At 68.0% G+C, this 12,162-nt stretch carries 10 protein-coding genes; 3 read left to right on the forward strand and 7 right to left on the reverse strand.

The window, feature by feature from the left end:
• Positions 1–52: 52 nt before the first annotated feature.
• Positions 53–1,078, forward strand: coding sequence for a hypothetical protein (locus tag QT382_RS11155; RefSeq protein ID WP_289254109.1), 1,026 nt, complete (start codon positions 53–55; stop codon positions 1,076–1,078).
• Between the two features lie 67 nt (positions 1,079–1,145).
• Positions 1,146–1,556, forward strand: a complete 411-nt coding sequence (locus tag QT382_RS11160) for a hypothetical protein (RefSeq protein ID WP_289254110.1) — start codon at positions 1,146–1,148, stop codon at positions 1,554–1,556.
• A 2-nt stretch (positions 1,557–1,558) separates the two neighbouring features.
• Here QT382_RS11160 and chrA read toward each other — a convergent pair whose 3' ends face one another.
• Both chrA and QT382_RS11170 read right to left on the reverse strand, forming a co-directional pair.
• Positions 1,559–2,887, reverse strand: a complete 1,329-nt coding sequence (chrA, locus tag QT382_RS11165) for a chromate efflux transporter (RefSeq protein ID WP_289254111.1) — start codon at positions 2,885–2,887, stop codon at positions 1,559–1,561.
• 102 nt (positions 2,888–2,989) lie between these two features.
• The gene (locus tag QT382_RS11170; RefSeq protein WP_289254112.1) at positions 2,990–4,336 is read right to left on the reverse strand and encodes a S41 family peptidase; all 1,347 of its coding nucleotides are present in this window, start codon (positions 4,334–4,336) and stop codon (positions 2,990–2,992) included.
• Between the two features lie 200 nt (positions 4,337–4,536).
• Between QT382_RS11170 and QT382_RS11175 the strand changes: the two genes are divergently transcribed.
• The gene (locus QT382_RS11175; protein ID WP_289254113.1) at positions 4,537–5,361 is read left to right on the forward strand and encodes a crotonase/enoyl-CoA hydratase family protein; all 825 of its coding nucleotides are present in this window, start codon (positions 4,537–4,539) and stop codon (positions 5,359–5,361) included.
• 90 nt (positions 5,362–5,451) lie between these two features.
• On the opposite strand, the gene QT382_RS11180 is transcribed toward QT382_RS11175, so the two are convergent.
• The 5 genes from QT382_RS11180 to QT382_RS11200 form a co-directional block, all read right to left on the reverse strand.
• A complete protein-coding gene (locus QT382_RS11180; RefSeq protein ID WP_289254114.1) occupies positions 5,452–6,063 on the reverse strand; it encodes a PEP-CTERM sorting domain-containing protein in 612 nt (203 codons plus the stop codon).
• A 59-nt stretch (positions 6,064–6,122) separates the two neighbouring features.
• Positions 6,123–7,850: a Vgb family protein gene (locus QT382_RS11185; RefSeq protein WP_289254115.1), complete on the reverse strand. Its 1,728-nt coding sequence runs from the start codon at positions 7,848–7,850 to the stop codon at positions 6,123–6,125.
• A 120-nt stretch (positions 7,851–7,970) separates the two neighbouring features.
• Positions 7,971–9,062: a beta-propeller domain-containing protein gene (locus QT382_RS11190; protein WP_289254116.1), complete on the reverse strand. Its 1,092-nt coding sequence runs from the start codon at positions 9,060–9,062 to the stop codon at positions 7,971–7,973.
• A 13-nt stretch (positions 9,063–9,075) separates the two neighbouring features.
• On the reverse strand, positions 9,076–9,360 hold the full coding sequence (locus tag QT382_RS11195) for an Ig-like domain-containing protein (RefSeq protein WP_289254117.1): 285 nt from the start codon (positions 9,358–9,360) through the stop codon (positions 9,076–9,078).
• A gap of 322 nt (positions 9,361–9,682) precedes the next feature.
• The gene (locus QT382_RS11200) at positions 9,683–12,115 is read right to left on the reverse strand and encodes a tetratricopeptide repeat protein (protein ID WP_289254118.1); all 2,433 of its coding nucleotides are present in this window, start codon (positions 12,113–12,115) and stop codon (positions 9,683–9,685) included.
• Between the last annotated feature and the right edge of the window lie 47 nt (positions 12,116–12,162).

Genomic DNA, 12,162 nt, shown 5'->3' on the forward strand with positions numbered 1-12,162 from the left:
CTCGCATCATGCCTCGGCCCGGCGCCAGCCTTCGTTGCGAGAATGCCCAGCCATGCGAGTGCTTGCCCCGTTGTTCGCCCGTTTGTTCTCCCGCTTGTTCGCCCCTTCGCTGGCCCTTCTGCTGTCGGCCTGCGCCAACGCGCCGGCCCTGCTGCCCGGCTTCCAGCGCTCGGTGCATTTCGACGAACAGCGGTTGGAACTGCAGGTCAATGACGGCGTGCGCCTGCTCTATCTGGCGCCGCCGCGGCTGGACCCGGCCAAGCCCACGCGGCTCCTGGCCTTCGCCCTGCCCAATGGCAACAGCATCGAGCAGACCCTGGGCGCCAGACTGGAGCCGGGGCTGGACTGGCATTACGACATCCAGCATGTGGGCGCCCAGTGGCGCCGGCTGCGCGAGCTGGGCTCGTCCGGCGAAGAAAACCTGGTGCTGGTGCTGATGGAAGCCCGCGGCCTGTCCTGGCCGGCCTGGCGGCGCGCCCATCCGCAGGACGCCAACGCCCGCATCGCCGAGGTGGTGGCGCATCTGGCCGACCCTCTGCCGGGCCCGGTGCGCATAGACCTGATGGCCCACAGCGGTGGCGGCGGCCTGATCTTCGGCCTGATGGAGCAGGCCCCCATCCCGCCGGCCATAGACCGCATCGCCCTGCTGGACGCCAACTACAACTTCGAGGCCTCGGCCGGCCATGGCCGGCGGCTGCTGGACTGGCTGGACGGCGATGCGCGGCGCCAGCTGGTAGTCATCGCCTACGACGACCGCAACATCCAGATCGACGGCAAGCCGGTGATAGGCCCGACCGGCGGCACCTGGCGCGCCTCGCACCGCATGCTGGACTTTCTCGCGCCGCTGCGGCCCATGAGCCTGGAGGAAGACGCCGACTGGCTGCGCCGCCGCTCCGGCGATGGCCGCATCGCCTTCTTCCTGCACAGGAACCCGGACAACAAGATCCTGCACACCCGCTTGGTCGGCGAGATGAACGGCGTGCTGCTCTCCGCCTTGCTGGGCCGGCCCGAGGGCAAGACCTGGCAGCGCTTTGGCGGCCCGCGCGACTATGAAGCTTGGGTGCAGCCGCGCCCCTGAAGTGAGGGGCTCTGCGCTTGCAATTGGATACAGCGTGTGGCCACGGCCGGTCTAGGCTAGAGGCGCCATGAAACGCTACTCAGCTTCCCGCATCCCCGCCCTGCTCGCCGGCCTGCTGCTGGCCGCATGCAGCAGCCTCCCGCCCTCTTCGCCCTCTCCCACGGGCCGCTCCACAACAACGACGGCGCCCGGCGAGCCCACCAAGCCTAGCAGTCAGCAACAGGTCGACGCCGCCCGCCAGGCCGAGTTCGATCGCAACCTCGCCGCCTGGCGCGGCGCCCCCTTGCAGGAGCTGCTGGCCAAGCTGGGCAAGCCGACCTCGGTCCATCCGCAGCGCGACGGCTCCAGCATCTACGTCTATGCCAAGTCGGCCAAGCTGGCTGGCGACGCCGGACCGGTGGACTTCCGCTGCGTGGTGCGCTACCAGGTCGAAGGCCGCACGCAGCGGGTCAGCGGCCTGGAGATCGAGGGCTGCTGAGCTCAGGCGGCCAGCAACCGCAGCAGCAGGCCGGCCATGCCGGCGCCCAGCACCACCTCGATCACAGAGCGCTTGAAGCGGAACAGCGCCACGGCCGCGGCCACGCCAATCAGGGCTGCCGACGTGTCGAAGCCGCCGCCGGCCGGCCACAGCACATGCCAGGCAAAGAACAGCGCCAGGTTGAGGATCACGCCGACCACGGCCGCGGTGATGGCGGTCAGCGGCGCGGTAAAGCCCGGCTTGCCATGCGTGGTCTCGATGAAGGGCCCGCCCGCCAGGATGAAGAAGAACGAGGGCAGGAAGGTGAAGAAGCTGACCACGGCCGCGGCCACGGCACCGGCCAGCAGCAGCGACTCGGGACCGAACAGGGCCCGGCCCCATCCTCCTACGAAGCCGACGAAGGCCACGACCATGATCAGCGGGCCCGGCGTGGTCTCGCCCAGCGCCAGGCCGTCGATCATCTGCGGCGCAGTCAGCCACTGGTAGTGCTCGACCGCGCCCTGAAACACATAGGGCAGCACGGCATAGGCGCCGCCGAAGGTCAGCAGGGCCGCCTTGGTGAAGAACCAGCCCATCTGGGTCAGCGTGCCCTGCCAGCCGAACAGCGCGCAAAGGCTGCCCTCGACCAGCGCCCACAGGCCTACGAAGACCGCGACGCTGCGGCCCAGCCGCGCCGCGCTGAAGCGCGCGTGCTCGGGCGTGGGCGTGTGGTCATCGATCAGCGCCGGACCGTAGCCGGCCTGCGCCGCGCCATGGCCACCGCCGCCGCGGAATTGCTGCGGCACATATTGCCCGCCCAGCCAGCCGATCAGGCCGGCGCCGAGCACGATCAGCGGGAACGGCAGCTGCAGCGCAAAGATGGCGACGAAGGCCATGGCGGCGATGGCCCAGAGCCAGCGGTTCTTCAGAGTCCTTGAGCCGATACGCCAGGCCGCATGCAGCACCAGGGCGGTCACGGCCGGCTTGATGCCATGGAACAGGCCGGCCACCGCCGGCAGCTGGCCCCAGGCCAGGTAGACCCAGGACAGGGCGATCAGTATCAGCAGCGAGGGCAGGACGAAGAGGCCGCCGGCCACCAGGCCGCCCCAGGTCCTGTGCATCAGCCAGCCTATGTAGGTGGCCAGTTGCTGGGCCTCGGGGCCGGGCAAGACCATGCAGTAGTTCAGCGCGTGCAGGAAGCGGCTCTCGGAGATCCAGCGGCGCCGCTCGACCAGTTCCTCGTGCATCAGCGCAATCTGGCCCGCGGGCCCGCCGAAGCTGACGAAGCCCAGCTTGAGCCAGAAGGCAAAGGCTTCGGGTCTCGAAGGCGCAGGAGGCGGCGAGGCGGGCATGGCGGTGGGTGGCGATGGGCGGCAGTGGGGCTGCGGGCCGCAAGCGTAGCAGCGCCGCCATGCGGCACGGGCATCCGACGCAATCTGGCGGCGTGCCGGCGATCAACGCGGCGCAGAGCGCAAGTCGGCAAGCACCGCCTCCATGGCCGGGTCGCGGCCGGCCACCCAGGCCTCGTAGGTCCAGGGCGCGGCAATCTCGGGGGCGAGTGTGGTCACGGCGATCGGATGACGCTGCACGTTGCCGTGGCAGTCCTTGAAGCGCCGGCAGCCGTCGGCGTAGTCATGTCGCTCGCTGGCCGGCAGCAGCACGACACGCGAATGCGGCAAGGTGATCGTGCGTCCTTCGGCGAAGAATTCGAGCCGGTCACCGACCTCCTCGCCTACCAGGGTGACGCGCTGCGGGGCCGCCTGCTTCAGGTAGCCGGTGGTGCTGATCGCGGCCGAGAAGGTCCAAGGGCTGGTCAGCACGAACAGCCGGCCCTCCACCAGCGCAGGCAGGCCCTGGACGAAGTCGCGCGTCTGCGTGAGGTCGCCACCACCGTCCTGGCGCAGGTCCAGCACCAGATGGCGCGGCCGGTGCAGTTTCACGGCGTCGTGCACCTGGGCGAAGAAGTCAGGCAGTTTCAGCGTGGCCGTGCTGCGGTTGATGCGCAGGTCCAGCACCAGCATTGCTGCCTCGGCATCGAAGCGCAGGCGCGCCAGCGCGCCGGGTTCCTGCAGCGACCAGGGTGCGCGGGCCGCTTCCAGGGGGCCGCGCCAGCCCAGCGACCCGTCCAGCACGCCAGGCAGCAGCAGGCGCTCCGTGCTGGCGCGCGGCCGGTCGGGGCGCGGCGGTTCGGCAGCTAGCGTACGTTCTAACAGGCGACCGTCGGTGAGGCGAAAGCGGTAGCGCGCCTCGGTCGGCGAGGCGGCCAGACCCAGCGCATGCAATTGCTCGGGACTTTCGAACAGGTAGGGCGCCCAGCGGTCCCGCCAGGCCGGCGTGCCGCCCTGCAGTTCCCGGGCAGCCGCTCGCAGCGACTCCAGCGGATGGCCGTCGATGGCGTCCAGGCTGGCGCCCAGCAGATCGGCATCGGCCTCCTGGGTTCGCAGCACGTGGAACCGGATTCCGAACGGCACCATCCGCAGCGCCACGCGATTGAAGCGATCCGCACGCGGCATCGGCAGCCCCATGCTGTGGCCGTTGTCGGCCAGGGCGGCGATGCGGGCCAGCTCTAGAGCAAACGGGGCTTCGTCCATCAGGCCGCTGCGGGCCTTCAGGGCCGCCAGCCGCTGCTCGGCCTGGCGACGTGCCTCGGGCATGTAGGCCTGGTCGCGCTGCAGGAACTCGGTCTCGAACCGGGCCAGGTCCTCGCGACGCTGGACTTCGTCGAGGGGCGGGCCCGAGCGGGCCGAGGAGGTCACCAGCAGCAGCGCAATAGTTGCCTGCAGCAGGAAGCGCTTGTGCATGGTCCGGACTCCGCGAGTTGCCGATGCCGGAGCCTAGCGCCACTGCGCCACGGAGGCCCAGCAGTCGGTCGCCCTGGTTCTGCAGTTTGTCGTCGGCGACCGGGCTGTCGCTATGCCGCCGGTCGGCGTCACGCCCGCGACCCGCCGGTCGGCGCATCCTGGGTACCATGGCCCGGCCCCCTCTGTGCCCGCCCGCTGCCATGACACTGCCGACCTTCGAAACCCTCAGCCTCGCCGTCAACGGCTCCATCGCCACCGTCTGCCTGAACCGGCCCGACAAGGCCAATGCGATGAACCTGGCGATGTGGCACGAGATCCGCAGCGCCTTCGAATGGGTGGACCGCACGCGCGAAGTGCGCGTGGCCATCCTGGAGGGAGAGGGCAAGCATTTCACGGCCGGCATCGACTTGGGTCTGATGGCCGGCCTGCTGCCCGCCATCCACGACGACTGCGACGGCCGCGCCCGCGAGAACCTGCGCCGGCTGATCCTGGACCTGCAGGACACCTTGAGCTCGCTGGAGCGCTGCCGCAAGCCGGTGCTGGCCGCCATCCATGGCGCCTGCGTCGGCGGAGGCATCGACCTGACTTGCTGCGCCGACATGCGCTACTGCAGCGCCGACGCCTACTTCTCGGTCAAGGAGATCGACATAGGCATGGTGGCCGACGTGGGCACGCTGCAGCGGCTGCCCAAGATCGTCGGCAACGAAGGCTGGGTGCGCGAGCTGAGCTACACCGGCCGCCGCTTCGATGCCACCGAGGCCCAGTCCCAGGGCTTTGTGCAACGCGTGTTCGAGAGCCGCGAGGCCCTGCAGGCCGGCGTGCGCGAACTGGCGGCACAGATCGCCTCCAAGTCACCGCTGTCGATCCGCGGCGCCAAGGAGATGCTGAACTACAGCCGCGACCATTCGGTGGCCGACGGCCTCAACCAGATCGCCACCTGGAATGCCGCCATGCTGATGAGCGAGGACCTGATGGCAGCCATGGCGGCCGGCCAGACGGGGCAGGCGCCGAAGTTCAGGGACTGAGATCCAAGCGACACAGGCAAGCAAGAAAGAGGGCCGGCGCCCATCAGGACGCCGGCCCTTGTTTCAATCGCGGCAAGACTGCCGAGACCTTCAGTTCGCAGGGCGACCCGAGCGGCGCCGCCAGGCGGGCACCAGGGCGCCGGCGAGCGCCAGGCCGACCAGGCCATAGGAACCTGGTTCTGGTACGGCACAGGCCCCATCCCCGACCGCAATGCAGATGCTGCCTACGTCGACGTCCATGGTCTGGAACTCCAGGCCCACGAAGTTCCGTTCGAAATCGGGATCACCGCCCAGCGTGAACATCGTCGATCCGTTCATCATCCCATTCAGCGTGAAGCTGAACAGCAGGAACTCGTCCGGCTGGTTGGCCATCAGGTAGGCGTCGTCCATCAGCGAATTGGCATAGAAGTCCAGGTTGCCATCGGTCAGATCGGCGGCGCCGCCGATGTAGTCGGGTCCGAAGCTGGCGAGGTTCTGCGAGATGGAAAACCAGTTGAGCACCGACCCGGAGTAGATGAAGTTGAGGTCGTAGGCCGAAAGGACCTGGGCTCCGAGTCCGGTGATCTTGGCCTCGATGGTCACGCTGTCGCCCACATTGATGTGGGTGGACGTCGCACTGAACACCAGGGCGGCCGCCTGGGCCGGCAGGGTCGACACCAGGCCAGCAGCCGCCAGCGCCAACGACAGAAGCATCTTTTTCATGGTGGGCCTTCTTTCTTGCGGGTTGAATCGGTAGACGGTTGATGCTGGCAAGCCAGGCCTCAGTTCACCGGCGGCGGAACGGCGCAGGAGGCGCGGGTGCACTTGAGCGTGCAGGCGCGAACGTCGTTGATCGTGATCTTGCCGTCGCCCGTGGCTTCGCGCGGATCGTTGGCCGTGGGCGTCATGCCGATGGCGGCGCGTATCAGGTTGATGTCATTGAGGTCGATCGAGCCATTGGCGTCCACATCGCAGACCGTCATCGCCCCGTTGATCGTCAGGTCGTACAGGATGGGAGACTCGTTGCCGGCATTCATCTGCAGCCGGGTGCGCACCTGGATGTAGCGGCCGGTGCCCATGAAGTTGCCGTTGTTGGCCACCGGCACATAGGCCTGCAGGTCCAGCGTGGCCGCGTTGTCCGATGCCCGCGCCTGCACCTCGATGCTGGCACCGGTCGGCACCGACTCGGTCCAGTTGATCTTGCCCCAGGCCGAACCGGCGGCACCGCCGTCATGGACCACGGTCCAGGTGCCGAGCTTGTTCACCGTGTTGTTCTTGGTCGTGAGGCCGGATCCGTCGGTGTACACATAGGGGAAGGCACCGGTCGGCAGGAAGCCGACCAAGGCACCATCGGCACTGCGGTATTTGGTGGTCCGGTTCGTGCCGGTGTTCATCACCCAGACGTCGTTGTTGCCATCAACCATCACGCCATAGGTGGTGCCCCCTTCGAACTTTGCCCACATCAGCGCACCGGTCGCCCCGTTGTACTTGCGAATGTTGGAATAGTCGGTCGACAGGATGTTGCCCTCGCCATCGATGGCGATACCGGCGCCGGAATAGCTGTCCGGCGAGCGTGTCCAGGTGCCGGCAGCCGGGTTGTAGGCGGCCCAGCCATAGCCACCCGCGTAGGGAGCCTGATAGACCTTGGAGTTGCCCTGGGCGATGCCGTAGTTGTAGCCGCTGTAGGGATTTCCGACGACCGTCGAGGTGCCGGTGTTGGTGTTGACCACGCCCAGGTTGCTGTACAGGGTCGCGCTCCAAAGCATGCCGTTCTTGTCAACGGTGCAACCGTAGGGATTCCAGTTGCTCAGTTGCACGTAGGGCGCATTGCTGCCGGGAATCGGCAAGGTGGCGCCGGTTGCCGGGTCGACCCGGTAGTAGCGCGCCTGATTCCAGATGCCGACCCAGAGCTTGCCGTCAGGCGCAATGCAGATCGAGCGACCGAACGAGGTGTCGGAACCGATGGGCTGGATCCAGGCCACGCGCTCATCCATCAGGCTTGCATTGGTATTGCCTGCCAACGGCATCATCTCTGCAGGCTGGATGCCCGCCGTGCCATTCGTCTCGCCCGAAGAGTCGATCAGGCCGTTGCCGTTGCGGTCGATCGCGGTATCGACCAGCACCTTGATCAGGTACGGAGGCGTGCCATAGCCATCCATCCGGTTCAGCACATACGCGTTGCCGTCCACGTCGATCGCGATGCGCGAGGGATGGCCGCCGTTGCTGCCACCGATCGGACTGGCAAAGGTCTTGTAGCGCGCCACTTCCTTGCCCGGCGCCACGATCACGCCGCCGCCACCGAGCTGATCCGTGGTGTCGAACTTCGAGACCGAGTCCTCGTTGTGATTGGCAACGAAGATGTACTTGGATCCCACGCCGATCAGGTTGACCTGCAGCTGGTTGTGGACCGAGGTGTAGTTCAGGTTCTCGAGCAGACCCAGCGAGAAATCGGCGTCGAAGGTATAGGTCCGGCCGCCTGCCAGCGCCGTTGAGGCAAGCAGGCTGCTCATGGCAAGGACAAGACCGGCCAGCCTGGGTGCCGGGCGGCGGGTGTGGACAGATGGGTTCATGGAGTCCTCCAAAGGAAAGGCGAGGATCGGAAAGGGTTCGAATCCGTTGCCGGCCGATGCTCAGCGCGAACTGAGCAGCCGTGCGGGCGGTTTGCTGCAACAGACCTGAACGTTGACGTCAAAACCTTCACCGCCGGACAGGCGCCTGGGCTCGCCGCCAGACAGGTCCAGCCCGAACACCTGCCCACCGGTCGGCAGGTGCTCGACGAAATAGACGCTGCGGCCATCGCTCGACCAGGCGGCGTCCATCACGTCGTTGCTGCCGCCATGCAGCTTGCGCACCCCCGTGCCATCCGCGTTCATCAGGAACAGGGATTGGCGCGCCGAGTTGCCTGGCACGGAAAGAAACAGGATCTGCGATCCGTCCGGCGACCATTGCGCCTGGCTGTTGCGCGCCTCGGTGGTTGTCAGCGCCTTGCGAGCTGAGCCGTCCGCCTGCATCAGCACCAGCTGGCTGCCCTCACCCTTCTTGGTGCTGAACAGCAACCTCGTGCCATCCGGAGACCAGGCGGGCTGGGTCTCGATGCTGCGCTCCGTGACCTGGCTGACCAGTCCACCCTTGCCGGCGGCGACGTCCGCGACGGCCACCCGGGCGGCCAGCTTGTCGGTGGCCGCCAGATAGGCAACGCTCCGACCGTCCGGCGAAAAGCGCGGCCCGAATTCGTCGTCGCGCTCGGACTGCGTGAGACGACGCTCGCGACCGTCGACCAGGTCCAGCAGATAGATTCGCCGGACTCCGCCACGCAGCGAGACAAACGCAATGCTCTTGCCGTCCGGAGCCCAGACGGCGTCCATGCAGGGCATCTTGTCGTGGGTCAGTTGGCGGGTCTTGCCATCCAGCGTCGAGGTCAGGTACAGATTCTGGTGCTCGCCCGGCCGCGCCGCTGCATAGAGGACGCTGGCACCGTCAGGGGACCAGCGCATGCTCTCGACCTCACGGCGTTCGGCCAACACGCGGCGCACGTTGCGTCCGTCGGCCGACATGCGGTAGTACTCGAAGCGGTTCTCGCTTCGGTTCGACATGAACAGCAGATCGTCGCCCTCAGCCTTGCCGCCACTGCCGACCGCAATGCCGCCCAAGCCCGCGAGCCCCAGAACCAGCGCGACTCGGATGCAGCCACCCCGACAGGCAGCAAGAGTTCGGTGTCCCATGGCGGTACGGCGTTCAGGACAGGATGGACACCGTAGCCGACGCCAGCGACTGGCCGCCGCTGTTGGCGACGGTCAAGGTGTAGACGCCGGATTGCGACGGCGTCAGCGTGAAGCGGAACTCGCCGCTCGCATCGGTCACCGCCGAATAGCCGGCCGAGTTGCCGTCCGGCGACTTGACCATCACCAGCACCGAGGCATTGGCGGCGAAGCCCGAGCCCTTGAATTCGGCCGCCGTCGAGGCCTTGCCGACCGACGGGCCGCTGAACACCGGATTGCCCGCCAGGGCAAGGGCGGTCACGAAAGCGGCTACCAATGCCACCAAGGGCTTGCGAGCGCCGCGACGGAGGAGAAATTGGCGGTCCATGACTGCCCTCCAACCTAGTGCCTGGGCCCCGAGGGGCCTTGTCGGCAGCGGACGTTGGACTTGCCATCGCCTGAGCCACCGCGCCTTGGCCCCGTTGAGTGCGTCAATCGCCCGTCGAAGCCTGGGGGCCATTCTTGAGCCGCGTCACGATTTGTAGCAACCCACCGGGCCCGGGGGCAGATCGCAAAACGGACTTCGACTTAGGGGGGTCAGGTCATCCTCCCCCCTGCCTCGGGGGGATGTTTCTGGATCCAGATCAAGGCTTCAGGGCCTGCAGACTGGCCAGGCTGCGCCGCCAGGTTTCCGAAGCCAGGTTCACCGAGGTCCAGCTGGAGCTGTCGGCCCGGTAGACATGGCGTGGGCTGGCGCCCGGCACCAGGCGCTTGTTCAGTGCGGCCATCAGTTGCACGGACTCGCGAGCCTCGTCACGGCTTGCCTTGAGCCGCAGCGCCGTCGCCTTGACCAGCACGGCGGTGTCGCACCAGGGCGCTTTCTCAAGTGCGGTGGCGGTGAGTTCCAGCGCGCGGTCAGGCTGCTGGTCCAGCAAGGCCAGCCAGCCGCGCAGGGCCAGCAACTGGGCGTCGGCCGGGCCCAGCGTGGCCGCTTCCTCCAGCTCGCGCCGCGCCCGCTCGGTGCGCCCGGCGATCAAGAGGTCGCGGACGAAGTCCAGGCGCAGCGCCAGCGTGCCGGTGCGGATCTTGATCGCCTTCTCATAGGTCTCGACCGCCTCGTCCCAGCGGCGCTCCAGGGCCAGGGCCGAGGCGCGGCCCCACAGGGCCTCGGGACTGCCGGCCTGGTAGGCCAGGGCCGCGTCGAAGGCTGCCAGCGCCCGAGGCGCGCGACCCAGGTGCAAGGCATAGCGGCCCAGCTCGTTGTCCAGGTCGAAGCGATCTGCCGCGTCCAGCCGGGCCCTCATCGTTTCCAGCGATGCAAGCTGCGGCGCCAGCGCCGCGCCGCTGTGCCACAGCGCATCGACATAGCTGCTACGCAGCGATCCGCTGTTCGGGAACAAGGCCAGCGCACGCTTGCCGGCAGCCTCGACGCCCTTGCGGTCGCCCTTGAGTCCGAAGGCATGGAGTCGAGCCGACCAGACCTGTTCGTCCTTGGGGCTGGCCTTCAGCGCCTCGTCCAGCTTGGCAAAGACCTGCGGCAGCTCGCCGGCCGACACATGCTTGTAGGCCGCGTTGACCAGCGAGGCGGCCAGGCTGGCGCTGACATCGGTGGCGGCTTCGAGCTTCAGCACCAGGGCCTGCAGCGGCAAGTCCTTGTCGATCAGCCGCTCGCGCACGATCTCGCGGAAGTCGTAGGCATCACGGCGCGGCGTGTCCTGCGAGTTCGCGCCCTCGGCGAAATACTCCCATTCCGAACCGCCCGCATAGCGCGACAGGAAGGCCTGGCCCGATTGCGCGTCGCGCGCCTTGGCCTGGGCATAGAGCTCCTGGATCTGCTTCTTGTCGGCCGTGCCGAGCACCCCATGGACCTGGTGGCTCAGCTCATGCAGCACGGTGTTGTAGCGGCCGTAGACCGAGCGCTCCACGTCCTCGATGCCGGTCACCGTGGCATGGCCGCCGACGCCGCGCACGTCGTCCCACAGCCGCGAGTCGTAGTCGATGCGCCTGTCCTTGAGCAGCTGCACGCCCGGCGTTTCCGACAGCCGCATGTAGAGCGGCTTGATGAAGTGCGAGGCGCCGCCGGCCACCAGCACCGGCACATAGGCCTTCCAGGGCGCGATCGACAGGGCCACACGCTTCTTGTGGCGCTCCGACAGCTGGGCCCAGTTCAGCACATAGCGCTCGATGCCGGGAATCTGCGGCATGGCCAGGGCCTGGAAGCGCCGCTCCTCGGCGTCCTTGTGCACATCGACCGCCAGGCGCTGGAACTCGGCCACCTTGGCCAGCACCGCATGGGCCCGGCCATAGCCGGTGCAGGCCGCGAGTGCTGCATGGGCCGCTTGCTTCGCCTGGTCCAGCGCCTGCTGCTCGAAGGCATCCGAGGCCGTGCGCGTCAGGGCTTGCGCCTGGCCGAAGCCGGCACCGCAGCGCTTGGCCAGGTCGGTGTAGTTGGTGCGGGTGTAGCCGTTGCCCAGCTGGTAGTTGGCCTGCTCATGGTCCGGGTTGAGGCGGAAGGCCTCGTCGGCCGCGGCCACCGCCTCATTGGTCCGGCCCAGCCGGATCAGGGTCTCGTTCAGCGCCATCAGCAGGTCGGGCGTCGCGTCCTTGCCCCGGGCTTCCTGCAGATGCTTGAGCGAAGCCTCGTACTGGCGCTGCTGGTAGGCCACGGCCGCCAGGCCCCGCAGCGCGCGGGCATCCAGCGGCGCCGATGCAGCCGACAGCTCGCGCGCCCGCAGGAACTGCCGCTTCGCCGCCTCGAAGTCCTTGCGCTCCACCGCGAGCCGGCCGGCCGCGATGTGGTCTATGGCCTCGGCCCCGCCGGCCAGGCGCTGCTGGCTGAGCCGGTCCAGCGCCTGCAGGTCGTCGCTCAGCACCAGCCAGTCGTAAACCAGCTCGCGCTCGGCCGTGCTGGCCTGGTCCTTGACCAGCAAGGGCTGCATCAGGACCTTGGCCTCGACGAAGCGGTTGCCGTCTATCAGCTTGCGCAGCGCGGCCAGGTCGGGCGTGGCCTGGGCCCCGGCAGCGGAGCCGGCGCAGGCCAGCAGCAGGCTGATCGTGAATCGGTGGAACTGGGTCATGGCGGTGCGACGGGTTGGACGGACGAAGCCGCCATTCTCGCCAGCTC

The organism is Pelomonas sp. SE-A7, assembly GCF_030345705.1.
Lineage (GTDB): Bacteria > Pseudomonadota > Gammaproteobacteria > Burkholderiales > Burkholderiaceae_C > JAUASW01.

What these genes read in the sequence shown, in the direction of transcription:
- QT382_RS11190 (WP_289254116.1), bottom strand. Translation starts at nt 9,062, where the DNA reads ATGGGACACCGAACTCTTGCTGCCTGTCGGGGTGGCTGCATCCGAGTC.
- QT382_RS11175 (WP_289254113.1), top strand. Translation starts at nt 4,537, where the DNA reads ATGACACTGCCGACCTTCGAAACCCTCAGCCTCGCCGTCAACGGCTCC.
- QT382_RS11200 (WP_289254118.1), bottom strand. Translation starts at nt 12,115, where the DNA reads ATGACCCAGTTCCACCGATTCACGATCAGCCTGCTGCTGGCCTGCGCC.
- chrA (WP_289254111.1), bottom strand. Translation starts at nt 2,887, where the DNA reads ATGCCCGCCTCGCCGCCTCCTGCGCCTTCGAGACCCGAAGCCTTTGCC.
- QT382_RS11170 (WP_289254112.1), bottom strand. Translation starts at nt 4,336, where the DNA reads ATGCACAAGCGCTTCCTGCTGCAGGCAACTATTGCGCTGCTGCTGGTG.
- QT382_RS11185 (WP_289254115.1), bottom strand. Translation starts at nt 7,850, where the DNA reads ATGAGCAGCCTGCTTGCCTCAACGGCGCTGGCAGGCGGCCGGACCTAT.
- QT382_RS11155 (WP_289254109.1), top strand. Translation starts at nt 53, where the DNA reads ATGCGAGTGCTTGCCCCGTTGTTCGCCCGTTTGTTCTCCCGCTTGTTC.
- QT382_RS11180 (WP_289254114.1), bottom strand. Translation starts at nt 6,063, where the DNA reads ATGAAAAAGATGCTTCTGTCGTTGGCGCTGGCGGCTGCTGGCCTGGTG.
- QT382_RS11160 (WP_289254110.1), top strand. Translation starts at nt 1,146, where the DNA reads ATGAAACGCTACTCAGCTTCCCGCATCCCCGCCCTGCTCGCCGGCCTG.